A 16,455-nucleotide genomic window follows, 5' to 3' on the forward strand; every position below is an offset into this window, starting at 1 on the left:
GAAAGTACCCTTAGTGGGCCTGCACCCCGGGCCCGAAGAACCGGTAACCCATGCGCATCTGCCGGCTGCGCTCGAAGCGCTTCTTCTCGGCGCCGTCGGCAAAGCTCCCGGCGATGCCGTTGAAAGCCTTCTCGGCCCAGGCATCATCCAGCAGCAGGTCGGCCACACCCTCGGCCCAACGCAGCTTGTCCGTGTTGGAGCCCAGCTTGGCGCCGCAGCCGTCCATCAGGGGGGCGATCTCGGAGACGGGCAGTTCATAGGCCTTGAGGCGACTGGCCAGCTGCACGCAATCGTCGCCGCTGGCGCAGGTGTCCACGGCCTTGGCGAACAGGGCATTGGCGCTGGCGCTGTCGTTGATGTCCCGGTACAGCTTGCCCATGTGGGCCAGGGCGAAATGGTCCTTGGCACGGGAGGCGCCGTCAGCCAGCAGCTTGGCGGCCAGGGAGGCGTCTTGCAGTCCGTCGGCGGCCAGTTCGGCCATCTTGGTGTAGTCGTAGGGGTTGTCCCCCAGGGCGCGGCCGTCCATGTAGGCCTTGGCGCGGGCCTTGCCGTACTCGGCGTCCGTCATCTCCCGGGCACAGGCCAGGACGATCTCGCGGAACCAGACGAAGTCGTCGCCGGTGCTGGCCACGCTCTCGTCCAGCAGCTTGCCCAGCCACGCCTTGTCGCCCAGGCGGTCCACCGCCAGGATCAGGGGCTTGAAGCGGCCGAAGTGGAAGCCGTCCTCCCGCATCTGGGCCTCGGCGATGCCCAGCATCTTGCCGGCGTAGGACTTGTCATCCAGCTCGGCCAGGATGCGGTCGGCCAGATTGATGATCTGCTTGACCGTGGTGCACTTGGGCTCCTCGTTCTGAAATGCCACGTACTTGGCCTGGTTGGCTTCCCGCTTGGCCAGCTTCTCGGCCACCCGGGCCACCCGGGCGGCATCGCCCGCGGCATGCTTGTTGGTGGCTTCCACCACCTTGCGCATCTCGTCCAGGTTGGCCACGGCCTCCTCGGCCTTGTCCAGCATGTCGGTCACGCCGGTGGCATCGCCGATGCCGGCGTAGGCGTCAGCCAGCTGGATCAGCTCGCCGGACACGGTGGCCACGGCGCCGGCCTTGGCCAGCACGGCCTTGGTGAATTCGGCGTTGCCGGCGGCGGCTGCCAGCACCTGCATCAGGGCGGTGAAGTCCTTGGCGGAATCCAGGGCCTTCTCATACAGGGCGCCGGCGGCGGCGGGGTCGATCTCGCCCATGGCGCCGGACAGCACGATGAGGTCGGCGGGGCTGCCGTACTTGCCGGCACCCTCGTTGATGATCTCCACGGCCTTGGCCTTGTCGCTGGCAGCCAGCAGTTTGGCCAAACGGGCAAAGTCACCGGCACGGCCGGCCTTGGCCTTGATCTTGTCGGCAATCTGGCCAAACAGCTCGGCGTTGTTCAGCTCGCCCACCACGGAGGCCAGACCGTAAAGTTCCTCAGTGGCCGAGACTTCCTTCAGGGCGCCCGCCAAGGCCTTGCCGGCGGCGGCGGCATCCCCCAGGGCCAGCCACTGGCCCATGCCCACGGACACCTTCTCGCTGCCATCCATGGCGAAGTCGGCACCCTGGCCCAGCATCTCGCCGGCCTTGCCGGCGTCACCCAGGGCCTGGTAGCCGATGGCCAGGGTGACGAAATCCTTGGTGAACATGGCATCGCCCGCCACCTTGTCCAGGGCGGCCTTGGCATCGGCGGCGCCGGTGAACGCGGCGCCGGTGAGGATGTCCTTGGCGTAGGCCATGTCCGCCGGCGCCTCGAAGCACTCGCGGGCCAGGGCGAAGAGATCTGCCGCGCTGCCGGCGGCGGCTACTTTGGGCTCAAGGGTGGAACGGTTGGCCATGGAAATCTCCAGAAAAATCAGCGTGAAACGGAAAGTATGGAACTTTACCGGCCCTCGGCCCCGGATGGGCTAGGGTTTTTTTATTGAGCGATAAAGGATTTTATTTTCCGCCCGTCCGTCCAACCCGGACAGGGCCTTGCTGGCAGTCCCCGTCCACAATCTCCTTGCCTGTCCGCCAGATTCCCGAACATGCTTCGCGCCTTGCTCATAACTTCCAACTCCCGCGAGATACCAGCCTTTCCATGGATGAGCGCCTGCGTCGCCTGATCCCCAAGCGGGAACACCTGCAGCAAAACCGCTGGCTACGCTGGCTGGGCCCGTATTTCCATCATCCACGCCTGTGGCACTGGTCCCGACGGGGCGTGGCCATGGGAGTGGCCCTGGGCGTGTTTTTCGGCCTCCTGGTGCCCATCGCCCAGATCCCCCTGTCCGCCGCCGCCGCCGTGTTACTGCGGGCCAATGTGCCCGCCGCCGCGGCCAGTACCCTGGTGACCAATCCGGTCACCTTCGGCCCCATCTACTACGCCGCCTACCATCTGGGTGCCTGGGTCACAGGCCAGGAGGCCCGGCCCAAGGCGCTGGAAAAAAGCCAGGCCGCCGTGGACGAGGAAAACCTGGGGGTTTGGCAGCGCCTGCGTGCCCTGGGTTTGCCCCTGCTGGTGGGCCTGGCCATCGCCGCCACCCTCATGGGCCTGGCCAGCTACGGACTGATCAGCCTGGTCTGGTACCTGCGGGTCATGCGCAAGCGGCGCCAGGGCAGGCGCAGAAAATCCCAGCCTGAGGCGTAAGGGGCCTTCGGGCTACTTGGGAATGACGATTTCCCGCTCGAAGTAACGCCCTTCGTCCGACCGGGGATGGCAGGCGATGCAATTGGACCGGCTGCCCACCTTGGCACGGCGCCAGATGGAGGGCGGCACTTCGTCGTGCATGTAGCCGAAGAACGGCATTTCCGTGACCCGTAACAAAGGCGCGCTGGAGGCAGCCCGGACATTTCGATACGCGATGGCCTGCACCGCCCGGGGGCCATCCCCGGCCAGTTGCTCCAGTTGTTCAAGCAGCAGATCCCTGTCCGCCTTGGCCAGGCTGGCGTCCTCGCCGAAGTGCCGATCCAGCTCCAGCATCAGCTTGCGCCAGGCGCGGGCGGGCAGGTAGGTGGGGGCATAGGCCGTGTGGCAGCTGCCGCATTCCTCCACATAAAGCCGGGAGGACGGCATGGGCAGCACTTCGTTGACCTGGCCGGCCCAGCCCGGCAACGAGAACAGGCCCGCAGCCAGGGCCGTGATGAGGATTCGATGCATGTCCGTCATCCGTAGGGTTTATCTGACCGACAGGACATAGGCGGTGAAGTCCGCCTTTTCCTGGGGAGTGCACGCCCGGTTCAGCACCTCGTTGCAGTTGCGCTTGAACCACTTTTCCACCTTGGCCATGTCCGTGAAGCGCTCCGGGCTGACGCTGGGGGCCAGGGGCTCGATGGCCTTGTTGGTGCGCACATGACGGCCTCCATCCTTGGGGCTGGAGGTGTGGCAGGTGGAACAGGACTCGGCTTTTTCGCCGGGGAACTTGCCGTGGTACAGCTGCCTGCCCCGCTCAAGGGAGGCGCTGCCGCCGGCATCGGCCTGGAGTCGGGCCAGTATCTGGGCGGGGGTGTCGGCCATGGCCACCAGGGGGGCGCCCATGAGAACACCCATGAGTACGCCCAAGCTGAACGGGAAATCGAATTTCTTCATGACATCTCCGGGGCCGGGGAGAAAAAAGCGTGGCGGAGGCCATGGCCTCCGCCACGCGGACTCTAGCTTCCGCGCTGGGGTCGGAAGTTAGTACTTGGCAGCCACCTTGCCAAGGTTGCCGACAGGGGCATCCACGCTCACGGATACGTCAGCGTCGTCATCGCCCTTGATCTTCACATAGGGCATGTTGAAGGCGGGCTTGCCCAGGGACTTGTAGTAGGCGGAGATGTCCTCGATTTCCTTCTCGGTGTAGAAGGCCGTGGCCAGGTTCATCATGGGGTGCAGTATCTTGCCGGTCTTGTACTTGTTGGTCTTGATGGCGAGCTTGTCCGCATCGCGGCCGGCCAGCTGCAGGGCGTAGAAGATGCCGCCGAAGGTTTCGTTGCCGTGGCAGACCGTGCAGCCGGTGGCAATCTGCTTGCCGGCGACGGGGTCTCCCGCCTGGGCGGCGGTGGCGAGGAGGGCGGCGGACATCAGGGAGATCAGGGCGGTCTTTTTCATGGCTTGCTTCCTTTGTTGGTTCACTTGAGAAAATTCGAACATGCGGAAATGCTGATATCAATGGGCAAATTTTTTTGCGCCCACCCCGTTCATCAGCGAGATCGACGCGTCCTGTCCACGGAAATAATTATACACATTAGTTATGCATGTACAAGTATCGTGTAGAATTACGCCATGGCTATCGCAAGTTTCCCGGATCTTTCGCCTGATCTGTTCCCCATACGCGAACTGGTGCGCCGCACAGGCGTGAATGCCTCGACATTGCGGGCCTGGGAAAACCGGCACGGTTTGCTTTCCCCCATCCGCACCCCCTCCGGACACCGCCTTTACAGCCAGCAGGACGTACTGCGTATACGTCGCCTCCAGGGCCTGCTGGCCCAGGGCCTTGGCCTGGGGGATATAGCCGACCTCCTGACCGAGACACCCCCGGCGGCAGGTTTCCCCGCCACTGCAGGTCTGACCCAGCCCATGCCTCCCGGGGGCTCTGCCTGGCAGGGCTACCTCCACGAGACCCTGGTCGCCCTGGAAGACTTCAGCACGGAGCGCCTGGACAATCTCTACAACGAGGCCTGCGCCCTCTATCCCATCGACATCGTCACCGACAACCTGCTGATTCCAGTGCTGGAACAACTTGGCGAGCGGTGGGACAAACGGCCTTCCGGCATCGCCGAGGAGCATTTCTTCACGGCCTGGCTGCGCAACAAGCTGGGCGCCCGCTTGCACCACGCCGCCAGTCTGCCCAAGGGCGGCCATCTCATCATGGCCTGCCTGCCCCACGAGGACCATGAGATCGGACTGCTGGTATTCGCCTTGGCCGCCCTGCAGCGGGGCTATCGCATCATCTACCTGGGCGCCAACATGCCCACGCGACAGATCGTCCATGTGGCCCGCCACGTCCGTGCCCAGGGCATCGTCCTGTCCGGCCGTCAGGTGAATGATCCCGGCTCCGTCCTGGGCGACATCGCCTGGCTGGCGCTGGAGGTGGAAGCGCCAATCTTCGTCGGCAGCCACTTTTCCCTGCAGGCGCGGGAGCCGCTCCAGGCCATTGGTGCCATTGTACTGGGCGAGGACATGACCGTCGGCATGCGCCTGCTGGAGACCCGCCTGCACACCCGGCAGAAAATTCCAACAAGATAGCGGCCGTATCGCAAGTGGTGGATTCCTGGGGCGGGTCTGAACGAAAATTGCCCGGTATGACTCATAGGGGCCCCAAGGGACCAGTCGATCCAGGCCATCCAACACAGGAGATGCCCTCCCGGGCGCGGATGAACACCACCAACGAGGGGCGCAAGCCCGCTATCAAGCCATTCATCATGGGCCTGGCCCTGGGTGTCCTCGCCGGCATGCTGGGCATGTACCTGCACCAGTCCGGCAAGGCGCCAGCGCAGCCCATTCGAACCGAAGCGAACGCAGCTTTGGACTGTCCGCCGGTGGAAGCGCAAGTGGCCGAACCCACGGTGCGCCCCGGCAAGGATCCGGAGGATTTCGAGTTCTACGGCGTGCTGGAGAAGGTTCCCGTGACCCCGTCGCGGCCGGACCTGGAGCAACCCTTGCCACCGCCGCCCACCGAAGGCGGCCGCGTCGCTTCTGCCCCGGCCCCGGCCGCTCCCCAGGCCCGGCCCGTCTATCTGCAGGTGGCTTCCTTCAAGGCCGAGGCGGATGCGGACGCCCTCAAGGCCCGCATCGTCCTGGCGGGCGCTCCAGCCACCGTGGTTGCCATGGAGATTCCGGACAAGGGCACCTTCTACCGCGTCCGCGTGGGTCCCTTCCCCAGCCAGGAGGAAATGGCCAAGGCCAAGAGCCAGCTGGACCAGGGCGGCATCGACCTGAACAGCGCCTTCGCGGTGCGATAAAGGAAGAGCCCGGTTTCCCGGGCTCTTTTCCCATCCGCGTAAGAATTCCCCATGCTTCACCACTTTCTTGAGCTGTCAGATGGGGGTATTTCTGCTTCGGCCGCCGCTACGCGGCCCGCTCAGACCTCTTAACCTCGCCCTTAGGGCGAGGTTGGCCTGTACTGAAATCCGTCCTATCGGCTTCGCCGGTCGCGACTAGTCGCTTACTTGACCACCTCTTTGAGCTGGTCAAGGATGGCCGGGTTTTCCAGGGTGGAGGTATCCTGGGTGATCTCCTCGCCCTTGGCCAGTGCCCGCAGCAGACGGCGCATGATCTTGCCGGACCGGGTCTTGGGCAGGTTGTCGCCGAAGCGGATCTCGTCGGGCTTGGCGATGGGACCGATCTCCTTGCCCACATGGTTGCGCAGGTCGTTGACGATCTGCTTGGCCTCGTCGCCCATGGGACGGCTGCGCTTCAGCACCACGAAGGCCACCACGGCCTCGCCCTTCACGTCGTGGGGTTTGCCCACCACGGCGGCCTCGGCCACCAGGGGGTTGGACACCAGGGCAGACTCGATCTCCATGGTGCCCATGCGGTGGCCGGACACGTTCAGCACGTCGTCGATGCGGCCCATGATGGTGAAGTAGCCTGTCTTGGCATCCCGCACGGCGCCGTCGCCGGCCAGATAGAGCTTGCCGCCCAGGTCTTCGGGGTAGTAGGACTTCTTGAAGCGGTCCGGGTCGCCCCAGATGGTGCGGATCATGGAGGGCCAGGGGCGCTTGATCACCAGGAAGCCGCCCTTGCCCCAGTCCACGTCGTGGCCGGTTTCGTCCACCACGTCGGCCATGACGCCGGGGAAGGGCAGGGTGCAGGAGCCGGGCACCAGGGGGGTGACGCCGGGCAGGGGGGTGATCACGTGTCCGCCGGTCTCGGTCTGCCAGAAGGTATCCACGACGGGGCAGCGGCTGCCTCCCACCTGCTCGTAGTACCACATCCAGGCCTCGGGATTGATGGGCTCCCCCACGGTACCCAGCAGGCGCAGGCTGGAGAGGTCGTACTTGGCGGGATGCAGGTCCGGGTTGGCATCCGCCAGCTTGATCAGGGAACGGATGGCGGTGGGGGCAGTGTAGAAGATGTTGACCTTGTGGTCCTGGATCATCTTCCAGAAGCGTCCGGCGTTGGGGTAGGTAGGCACGCCCTCGAACACCACGGACGTGGTGCCGCAGGCCAGGGGGCCATAGGCGATGTAGGTGTGGCCCGTGATCCAGCCGATGTCCGCGGTGCACCAGAACACGTCGTCGGGCTTCAGGTCGAAGGTCCACTTGGTGGTGAGCACGGAATGGAGCAGGTAGCCGCCGGTGGAGTGCTGCACGCCCTTGGGCTTGCCTGTGGAGCCGGAGGTGTAGAGCAGGAACAGGGGGTGCTCGGCCTCCACCCATTCCGGCTCGCACACATCGGACTGGCCCTGCACCACGTCATGCCACCACACGTCCTTCGCGTTCCAGGCGCAGTCGATGCCGGCGCGCTGGTACACCACCACGTTCCTGATGGTGTCGCAACCGCCCAGGGTCAGGGCCTCGTCCACGGCGGGCTTCAGGGGGATGGCCTTGCCGCCCCGGTGCTGGGCGTCGGCGGTGATCACCATCACCGCGCCGGCGTCCTCGATGCGGTCCCGCAGGGAGTGGGCGGAGAAGCCGCCGAACACCACCGAGTGGGTGGCGCCGATGCGGGCGCAGGCCTGCATGGCGACGATGCCCTCGATGGACATGGGCAGATAGATGATGACCCGGTCACCCTTCTTCACGCCCAGGGACTTCAGGCCGTTGGCGAACTGGGCCGTGCGGGCCAGCAGTTCCTTGTAGGTCACGGGGGTGACCTGGCCGTCGTCGGATTCGAAGATGATGGCCGTCTTGTCGCCCAGGCCCGCTTCCACGTTGCGGTCCAGGCTGTTGTAGGAGGCATTCAGCTTGCCGTCGGCGAACCAGCGGTAGAAGGGCGCGTTGCTTTCGTCCAGGACCTGGGTGAAGGGTTGCTTCCAGTTCAGGTGCTCCCGAGCCAGCTTGGCCCAGTAGCCTTCGTAGTCGGCATTGGCCGCGTCCACCAGCGCTTGGTAGGACTCCATGCCGGAAATGGTGGCTTGGGCCTTGAAGGCGTCGGAAGGCGGGAAGACCCGGTTTTCATGCATGACGGACTCGATGGTGGTGCTCATGTCGGCTACATCTCCATGACGGCTGTTTTAGGCGGACTTGGCGATACCTCTGACGGTACCTGGGCCAAGCGCTGAAATGACCCTTCCCCGGGAAAGAGGCAAAATTAGGCTAGTTCCGTCTTTTTTTCAAATAGGCCACAGCAATGAGCCCCCAGGAATTGATCCAGCTAGCCAGAAACTACAGCCGCTGGCTGAGTCACCGGCTTGATGCACGCCCGGAATTGGGGGAATGGCTGGTCGGTACCGTGCAGGTCCCCGTCACCCGGGAAGAAATGCGTGCCATCCTGGCCCTGGGCGGCCCCACCGAGAACGATCTCAGGCGACAGCTCCGGCGCCTGCGGGAGCAGGTCTTCGCCCGGGTGATGACCCGGGACCTGGGGGGCATGGCGGATCTGGCGGAAGTCACCCGCACCCTCACGGAGCTGGCGGAGGAGGCCATACGCGCCGCCCTGGCCTTCCTGCACAAGGATCTGGCCGAGGTCCACGGCGAGCCCGTTGACGGCAAGGGCCGTCCCCAGCAGCTCATCGTCGTGGGCATGGGCAAGCTGGGGGGCGGCGAACTCAACGCCTCCTCGGACATCGACCTCATCTTCGTCTTCCCCGAGGACGGCGAGACGACGGGCCCCCGCAAGCTGGCCAACCACGAGTTCTTCACCCGCCTGGGCAAGCGCCTCATCGCCGCTCTGGACGACAAGACCGGCGACGGCTACGTGTTCCGGGTGGACATGCGCCTGCGGCCCTACGGCGACGGCGGACCCCTGGCCTCCAGCTTCGCCATGCTGGAGGAGTACTTCTTCACCCAGGCCCGGGAATGGGAACGCTACGCCTGGATCAAGGGCCGGGCCCTCACCGGCGACCGCATCCAGGACCTGGAGCATCTGCGCCTGCCCTTCGTGTTCCGCAAGTACCTGGACTTCGGCTCATTCGCCGCCATGCGGGAGCTCCATGCCCAGATCCGGCGGGAAGTGGCCAGGAAGGACAAGAACGACAACATCAAGCTGGGTCCCGGCGGCATCCGGGAGATCGAATTCATCGCCCAGGTGTTCCAGCTCATCCGCGGCGGCCACCACCCCTCCCTGCGCATGCGGCCCACCCGCACCCTGCTGCACCAGCTGGCTGCCTACCACCTGCTGCCGGACGCAACGGCGGAAGACCTGGAGGCCACCTATGTGTTCCTGCGCAACCTGGAGCACCGCCTGCAATACCTGGACGACGCCCAGACCCAGGCCCTGCCCACCGTCGAGGCGGATTGCCTCAAGGTGGCCCAGGCCATGGGCTGCGAGGACTGGGCCGCCTTCCTGGCCGCCCTGGCCCCTCGGCGCAAGCGGGTGGCAAGCCAGTTCGAGCAGGTGTTCGGCGCCCCCCAGGAGGACCAGTCCACCCACCCACTGGCGGGAGTGTGGCAGCGGCCCGACGAAGAGGCCCTGGACCGACTCAGGGTGGCGGGCTTCCATGAACCGGAACCCGCGCTGACCCAGTTGCGCGCACTCACCCAGGGCAGCCGCTATGCCGCATTGCCCGCAAAAAACAAGGCTGCCATGGACGGACTGCTGCCTCCCCTGGTGGAAGTGGCCGCCCATTTCCACAATGCCCGGGAGACCCTGGGCCGCATCCTCGATTTGCTGGAGGCCATCGCCAAGCGAGCCCCTTACCTCTCGTTGTTGAAGGAATATCCCCAGACCCTCAACCAGGTGGCCCGCATCGTCAGCGCCAGCCCCTGGGCCGCCCAATACCTCACACGCCAGCCCCACCTGCTGGACGAACTGCTGGACGCCCGCCAGCTCATGGCACCCCCGGACTGGTCCCAGGCCAGGGAGGAGTTGCGCCTCCTCATCGAGGGCCTGGACGGGGACGTGGAACGACAGATGGACGAGCTGCGCGTCTTCAAGCAGTCAGAGACCTTCCGACTCCTGGCCCAGGATCTGGCCGGGATGTGGACCTTGGAAAAGCTTTCCGACCACCTGGCGGACCTGGCGGACCTGCTGGTGGAGGCCACGCTGAATCTCATCTGGGCCAACCTGCCCGGCCGCCATCGTGACAAGCCCGCCTTCGCCGTCATCGCCTACGGCAAGCTGGGGGGGAAGGAACTGGGCTACGCCTCGGACCTGGACCTGGTATTCCTCCACGACGACCCTCACCCGGACGCCCAGGAAATCTACGCCCGCCTGGGCAAGCGCCTGAACACATGGATGTCCACCCTCACCCCCGCCGGCATCCTCTACGAGACCGACCTGCGCCTGCGCCCGGACGGGGCCTCCGGCCTGCTGGTGAGCTCCGTGGAGGCCTTCGAGGATTACCAGCGCACCCAGGCCTGGACCTGGGAGCATCAGGCCCTTACCCGGGCGCGCTTCTGCTGCGGCGACAAGGCCGTGGGAGATCGCTTCGAGCAGATCAAGGAAAACCTGCTGTGCCAGCCCCGGGACCTGGACAAGCTGCGCGCCGATGTCCTGGAAATGCGCCAGAAGATGCTGGACGGCCACCCAAACCCATCAGGCCTGTTCGACATCAAGCACGACCGGGGCGGCCTGGTGGACGTGGAATTCGCCGTCCAGTACCTGGTGCTGGCCCACGCGTGCCGCCACCCGGAGATGACCGCCAACATCGGCAACATCGCCCTGCTGCGCCAGGCCGGCGAACTGGGTCTCATCTCAACAGACCTGGGCCAGGCCGCCGGCGACGCCTACCGGGAACTGCGCCGCCGCCAGCACGCCCTCAAGCTGCAGGGCCTGGACCACGCCCGGGCCGAGCACGGCGGCATGGCCCAGGAGATTCATGCGGTGCGGAGTTTGTGGGGGTATGTATTTGGTGAAAGCCTGTAACCGAAGGTATTTCGGCCACACTGAAAACACTTGAACATAGAAATGCGCAGAAGGTTTATTGTTGCAAACCCGTCCACATACTAAAATTACGCACCAAGAAACTGCGTCAACCAACTGTTTTAATTGGGTTTTATCTATTCAATGTCCAGCACTGGACTCAATATATAAGTAGCGGGGTTGGGATGAGCTTGGTCGGCGTCGGGCTTTACACATTTGGCGAAGCATCAAAGCTGACGAAAGTCCCGGCTAGGGACCTGCATCGTTGGCTTGATGGGTATAGCTACAAGTCCAGAGAATCTGACACATTGTTTGAGATTCCACCTCTGTGGGATACCGAGTTAACCGGAGAAGAAGTGGAAGGAATTAGTTTCCACGACCTACTGGAGGTTCGCTTCGTAGCAGCATTTCGCAAGCTTGGGGTCAGTTTGCAGACCATCCGATGTGCAAGCCAGCACGCCAGAGATATTTTCAACCACCCTTACCCTTTCACTTGTCGACGCTTCCAGACAGACGGTCGCACAATCTTCGCCGAAGCAATTGAGGTAACTGGAGAAACACAGTTTCTTGATTTGGTAAGAAAACAATACGCTTTTAAGCAAGTCATCGAGCCTTCGCTGTATCGCGGCATTGAGTTCGATAAGGACGAGTTAGCCCGCCGCTGGTTTCCGATGGGGCGTAGCAAAGCGGTGGTACTTGACCCTGCTATTGCGTTTGGAAAACCGACAATTACAAATGTTGGCGTGCGAACTTCGACGCTTTATGAGGCCTTCTTGGCCGAGAGAACAAAGCAAAGCGTTGCAAAGCAATATGAGGTTCCTCTCTCTGCTGTTGAAGCAGCGATATTGTTCGAAGAACGGCTATCAGCGTGAAGTTCTTCGTAGATAACAACCTACCCCCTGCCCTAGCACATGCCCTCCATGCACTTTCAGAACCCGATGAACATATTGTCATCCACTTAAGAGACCGATTCTCTGCGGACGTACAGGACATCACCTGGATGGAAGCACTTTCAAATGAGGGCGAGTGGGTTGTCATTACCCACGACAATTTCAACAAAGGCCTAGAACGGGAAGCACTGAGGCGGGCTGGGCTGTTGGTATTCTTCTTGGACAAATCCTGGGGGAACCACCGATTCTGGGACAAGGCTTACCAATTAGTGCGTTGGTGGCCACGAATCATCGAGCAATCCGAGGGCATTCAGGGCGGCGCAGCATTTAGAGTCGGCTGGAACTTCTCCGGCAGAGGAAAATTCGAGCAAGTGCGATTGTAGGGTCTACGCACCAGCCATAGGCTCCAGCACATAAGACCTGCTACCTTGCAAACCCTCGCGTTCTTGATTGGAAAGCCGGCTATCCCGCATCTCGCCATTTAGCGACTGCCGCCTTGATCTGTTCCAGGGCGGTGGGGTCGTCCAGGGTGGTGAGGTCGCCAATGTCGCGGCCTTCCGCCAGGGCCTGGATGGCGCGGCGCAGCAGCTTGCCGGAGCGGGTCTTGGGCAGCAGGGTGACGAAGCAGACCCGGGTGGGGCGGGCGATGGCGCCCAGTTCGTGGTCCACGGTGGCCATCACCTCCTTCTGCATCAAGGCTTCAGCCTCGGGGGTGGCGGTGCGGCTGGCGTCCTTGACCACGGCGAAGGCGATTACGCATTGCCCCTTCACGTCGTCATGCACCCCCACCACCGCCACCTCGGCGATGTTGGGGTGGACGGAGACGGCTTCCTCGATCTCCCGGGTGCCCAGGCGGTGGCCGGCCACGTTGATGACGTCGTCGGTGCGGCCCAGGATGAAGTAGTAGCCGTCATCGTCCCGGGTGGCCCAGTCGAAGGTGGAGTACACCAGCACGTTCTCGAAGTTGGAGAAGTAGGTGTTCACGAAACGGGTGTCGTCGCCCCAGACGGTGCTGAGGCAGCCGGGCGGCAGGGGCGGCACAACGGTGAGCACGCCCTTTTCGTTCGCCCCCACCTCCTGGCCGGTCTGCTCGTTCAGCAGCTTCACGTCGAAGCCGTAGACGGCGGCACCCGGGGAACCGTACTTGCGTGGCAGGTCTTCCACCTCCGGCACGCCGGAGAGGATGGGCCAGCCCGTCTCGGTCTGCCAGTAGTTGTCGCGGATGCTCACCTGCAGGGCCTCGGCAATCCATCGCGCCGTGGGCTCGTCCAGGGGTTCCCCGGCCAGGTAGAGGGAACGCAGGCTGGAAACGTCGTGCTTGTGCAGGTATTCCGGAGGCTGCTTCTTCAGCACGCGGATGGCGGTGGGGGAGGTGAACATGATGTTGACCCCGTGGTCCTGCACGATCTTCCACCAGATGCCCGGGTCCGGGCGGATGGGCAACCCCTCGTACATCACGGTGGTCATGCCCGCGAGCAGGGGGCCATAGACGATGTAGGAATGACCCACCACCCAGCCGATGTCGCTGGAGGTGAACATGGTCTCGCCGGGCTTGCCGGTGAAGATGTGCTTCATGGAGGCTGCCAGGGCCACGGCGTGGCCCCCCGTGTCCCGCTGCACGCCCTTGGGCTTGCCCGTGGTGCCCGAGGTATAGAGGATGTAGGAGGGCTCCGAGGATTCCAGCCAGACCGGCTCCACCCGGGCGTCCATGTGCTTTTCCCTCAGGCCTGCCCAGTCCACGTCCCGGCCGTCCGTCCAGGGCAGTTCCGGGTCCAGGCCCCGGTTGAACAGCAGCACCTTTTCCGGTGGGGCCTTGGCCAGGTCCAGGGCCTCGTCCACCAGGGTCTTGTAGCGGATGGTCTTGCCGCCGCGCATGCCGGTGTCGGCGGTGATCAGCAGCTTGGGGCGGGCGTCGTCGATGCGGGTGGCCAGGCTGTTGGAGGCGAAGCCGCCGAACACCACGGAATGGATGGCGCCGACGCGGGCGCAGGCCAGCATGGCGAACACCGCCTCCGGCACCATGGGCATGTAGATGATCACCCGGTCGCCCTTTGCTACGCCCAGGCTGCCAAGCATGGCCGCCACCCGGTTCACCTCGGCATGGAGCTCGGCATAGGTGTAGCTGGCTTCGATGCCCGTCTCCGTGGAGAGGTAGGCGATGGCCTTCTGTGACCCTCGAGCCTCCAGGTGCCGGTCGACGGCGTTGTGGCAGAGGTTGGTGCGTCCCCCCACGAACCAGCGGGCAAAGGGGGGTCGGCTGTAGTCCAGGACCTGGTCGAAAGGGGTTTGCCAGTCGATCAGTTGGGCCTGCTCGGCCCAGAATCCCTGCTTGTCTTCAATGGAACGGCGATAGAACGCCTGGTAGTCATCCATGCCTGTCTCCTCTTGCCGCTTGAGCGGGTTTTATTCGGAGAAGCTTGCGCCCAACCCATGGGTTCTGACAACTCCGTCCGCGACTTCGCGTTCTTGCGAAACGCGGCCAAGCACTTGCCTATGGCTCCCGGAGAAAGGTGTGAATCCAGTTCCTGGCGCCGCGCTAATGCCAGGCCCACTCTGCCCCAGGCATGGATGTCCCGGAACATGTGAGATTCCGTCCCGAAGCGTGGCCAGCTATAGGCCCAGCAGGGTCTCCAGATGGAAATGCCCGATTCCGAAATAGGCCTTGGCGGCCTGGATCTTTTCCAGGATGGCGGGGTTGGGTGACCCCGCATGCAGGTTTCTGGTGCCCACGATCATGACGTTTTTCGGCGTATGGGCATCCGAGATGAATTCAAACACCTTGGTGGAATAGCCGAAGCATTCCAGGACCAGGGCTCGCAGGCCGTCAGTCACCATCTCCGCCTGGCGTTCGACGAAGATGCCGTGCTTCATGAGGAAGTCCAGGTCGAAATCCTGGTCCTTGCGGGCCCTGGGTTTCTCCATCTCCCGCCGAATCTGCTTGTGGCAGCAGGGGGCGACGACGATGAGGTCCGCACCCGCGGTGATGCCCTTGTAGATCGCGTCATCCGTGGCCGTGTCGCAGGCGTGGAGGGCAATCAGGATGCTGGCGCCGGCACAGTCGAAATCGGCGATGGAGCCTTGGGCGAAATGCAGGTTGTCAAACCGGGCGTCCGCGGCGATCCGGTTGCACAGGGCCACCAGGTCAGCGCGGTATTCAACGCCGATGATCTCGGGGTGCTGGCCCATGCCGTTCAGGTAGTCGCAGAGCGCGAAGGTCAGGTAGCCCTTGCCTGCGCCCATGTCGACGATCTTTTTCAGCCGCTCCGGCGCAAGGCCTTGAATGAGGCCACTGAGAATCTCCACGTATTTGTTGATCTGGCGATACTTGTCCTGGGCGTTCTTGAAAACGATGCCCTTGTCGTCGGTGATGTTCAGGGCCCGGAGGTAGGCCTTGCCTTCCGTGCCGATCAGCCGCTTCTTGTCCCGGTCGTGGCTGACCGGCGCGGGCGTCGTCTGGCTGGGCGGCTTTTTCTTCAGGGACTGTTTATCGAGCGTGAGGTCGAAGGCGGTGGTAAACAGCGTGGCGGCATGGAAGCCGCCGGTGAAAGCCTCCCGGACCAGGTTGACGCCTTCGGCGACGGCATAATTTTTAACGATGTCGCGGGTTTGATAGCGATAGGTAAACCCCAGCTTTACTTCGCGCTTGATCAGCACTTGCCGTACATGGATGTTCTTGAGCCGGTCTTCCGGGCCTTTGTAGGCACCCAGGGTGAGCTTCACGAAACTGCCATCCCCCAGGCTGTCCTCCAGGGCGGACAGGAATTTTGCTTGTGGGGTTGTTGGGGTCATTCAGGCGCCGTACACGATTGAGGGTGATCCATGCTACCAGCCCCCTACAACAGGGCTTCCAGGCGGCTGGCCAAGTGCTCGCCGGCTTGTTCCGGCGAAATGCCGGCGCCCCGGTCCCTGAGCTGTGTGACCGCCATGCCGGCATAGCCGCAGGGGTTGATGGCCCGGAAGGGGGCCAGGTCCATGTCCACGTTGAGGGCCAGGCCGTGGTAGGTACAGCCGCCTTTCACCCGCAGGCCCAGGGCGGCGATCTTGGCGCCGTCCACATAGATGCCGGGCGCGCCGGCCAGGCGTTCGCCCCGGATGCCCTGCTCCTCCAGCAGGTCGATGACGGCCTGTTCCATGCGCTGCACCAGCTCTTTCACGCCGTAGCCCCGGCGCTTCAGGTCCAGCAGCAGGTAGATCACCACCTGGCCGGGGCCGTGGTAGGTGACCTGGCCGCCCCGGTCGATGGGCACTACCGGGATGCCGCCAAGAAACTCGCTGGGCCGCCCCCGGAGTCGTCCCTCTTCTTCCTTGTCCCTCAAGGGGGGCATGGGGGCGGCAGAGGTCTCTTGGAGCAGGTGTTCCCGTTTGCCGGCCTGGCCCAGGGTGAAGACGGGGGGATGTTCCAGCAGCCAGAGTTCGTCCGGGGTGGCCGGCGTGCGGGCGGCGGTGAACGCCTGCATGGCCTGGAGGGTGGGCGTGTACTCCACCCGGCCCAGGCGGCGGATGATCAACGATTGCGCGGCCAATTTGTTGGAGGAACCGGCCGTGTTCCCCGGCACGCTTCAGCCCGGCGCAAGCCGGGGTCCAGGAAACTCCCTGGATACCGGCTTGCGCCGGTATGACA

At 63.9% G+C, this 16,455-nt stretch carries 14 protein-coding genes; 6 read left to right on the forward strand and 8 right to left on the reverse strand.

The genetic code is table 11. The features are described from left to right. Window positions 1–10: 10 nt before the first annotated feature. A complete protein-coding gene (locus H6935_10980) occupies window positions 11–1,858 on the reverse strand; it encodes a hypothetical protein (GenBank protein MCP5278868.1) in 1,848 nt (615 codons plus the stop codon). 242 nt (window positions 1,859–2,100) lie between these two features. Between H6935_10980 and H6935_10985 the strand changes: the two genes are divergently transcribed. Then, window positions 2,101–2,646: a DUF2062 domain-containing protein gene (locus H6935_10985; GenBank protein MCP5278869.1), complete on the forward strand. Its 546-nt coding sequence runs from the start codon at window positions 2,101–2,103 to the stop codon at window positions 2,644–2,646. Between the two features lie 12 nt (window positions 2,647–2,658). Here the strand turns inward: H6935_10985 and H6935_10990 are convergent, their stop codons facing one another. The 3 genes from H6935_10990 to H6935_11000 form a co-directional block, all read right to left on the reverse strand. Continuing rightward, window positions 2,659–3,156: a cytochrome C gene (locus H6935_10990; protein MCP5278870.1), complete on the reverse strand. Its 498-nt coding sequence runs from the start codon at window positions 3,154–3,156 to the stop codon at window positions 2,659–2,661. Between the two features lie 18 nt (window positions 3,157–3,174). Continuing rightward, window positions 3,175–3,546, reverse strand: coding sequence for a DUF1924 domain-containing protein (locus H6935_10995; protein ID MCP5278871.1), 372 nt, complete (start codon window positions 3,544–3,546; stop codon window positions 3,175–3,177). 126 nt (window positions 3,547–3,672) lie between these two features. Further along, window positions 3,673–4,086 carry a hypothetical protein gene (locus tag H6935_11000; GenBank protein MCP5278872.1) on the reverse strand — a complete coding sequence of 138 codons (414 nt, stop codon included), beginning with the start codon at window positions 4,084–4,086 and terminating at the stop codon, window positions 3,673–3,675. A 174-nt stretch (window positions 4,087–4,260) separates the two neighbouring features. Here H6935_11000 and H6935_11005 point away from each other — a divergent pair, with 174 nt between their 5' ends. Together H6935_11005 and H6935_11010 are read left to right on the forward strand one after the other, a co-directional pair. Further along, complete coding sequence (locus H6935_11005) at window positions 4,261–5,223, forward strand: MerR family transcriptional regulator (GenBank protein MCP5278873.1); 963 nt, start codon at window positions 4,261–4,263, stop codon at window positions 5,221–5,223. A 128-nt stretch (window positions 5,224–5,351) separates the two neighbouring features. After that, a complete protein-coding gene (locus tag H6935_11010; GenBank protein MCP5278874.1) occupies window positions 5,352–5,939 on the forward strand; it encodes an SPOR domain-containing protein in 588 nt (195 codons plus the stop codon). 203 nt (window positions 5,940–6,142) lie between these two features. Here H6935_11010 and acs read toward each other — a convergent pair whose 3' ends face one another. Beyond that, window positions 6,143–8,128 (reverse strand): acetate--CoA ligase, encoded by a 1,986-nt coding sequence (gene acs, locus H6935_11015; protein ID MCP5278875.1) that lies wholly within the window; start codon window positions 8,126–8,128, stop codon window positions 6,143–6,145. A gap of 143 nt (window positions 8,129–8,271) precedes the next feature. Here acs and glnE point away from each other — a divergent pair, with 143 nt between their 5' ends. The 3 genes from glnE to H6935_11030 all read left to right on the forward strand — a co-directional run bounded on the left by glnE (window position 8,272) and on the right by H6935_11030 (window position 12,217). Then, window positions 8,272–10,947 (forward strand): bifunctional [glutamate--ammonia ligase]-adenylyl-L-tyrosine phosphorylase/[glutamate--ammonia-ligase] adenylyltransferase, encoded by a 2,676-nt coding sequence (glnE, locus tag H6935_11020; protein MCP5278876.1) that lies wholly within the window; start codon window positions 8,272–8,274, stop codon window positions 10,945–10,947. Window positions 10,948–11,129: 182 nt separating this feature from the next. Further along, the gene (locus H6935_11025; GenBank protein MCP5278877.1) at window positions 11,130–11,816 is read left to right on the forward strand and encodes a DUF433 domain-containing protein; all 687 of its coding nucleotides are present in this window, start codon (window positions 11,130–11,132) and stop codon (window positions 11,814–11,816) included. Then, window positions 11,813–12,217 (forward strand): hypothetical protein, encoded by a 405-nt coding sequence (locus tag H6935_11030; protein MCP5278878.1) that lies wholly within the window; start codon window positions 11,813–11,815, stop codon window positions 12,215–12,217. Before H6935_11025 ends, H6935_11030 begins: the two co-directional genes overlap by 4 nt. Window positions 12,218–12,296: 79 nt before the next feature. Here H6935_11030 and H6935_11035 read toward each other — a convergent pair whose 3' ends face one another. From H6935_11035 to lipB, 3 genes are all read right to left on the reverse strand, one after another. Continuing rightward, complete coding sequence (locus H6935_11035; GenBank protein MCP5278879.1) at window positions 12,297–14,207, reverse strand: propionate--CoA ligase; 1,911 nt, start codon at window positions 14,205–14,207, stop codon at window positions 12,297–12,299. A gap of 237 nt (window positions 14,208–14,444) precedes the next feature. Next, window positions 14,445–15,623, reverse strand: a complete 1,179-nt coding sequence (locus tag H6935_11040) for an SAM-dependent methyltransferase (GenBank protein ID MCP5278880.1) — start codon at window positions 15,621–15,623, stop codon at window positions 14,445–14,447. Window positions 15,624–15,667: 44 nt separating this feature from the next. Further along, window positions 15,668–16,291 (reverse strand): lipoyl(octanoyl) transferase LipB, encoded by a 624-nt coding sequence (gene lipB / locus H6935_11045; protein MCP5278881.1) that lies wholly within the window; start codon window positions 16,289–16,291, stop codon window positions 15,668–15,670. Window positions 16,292–16,455 lie beyond the last annotated feature (164 nt).

This window comes from Thiobacillus sp. (assembly GCA_024235835.1).
Taxonomy (GTDB): domain Bacteria; phylum Pseudomonadota; class Gammaproteobacteria; order Burkholderiales; family Thiobacillaceae; genus PFJX01.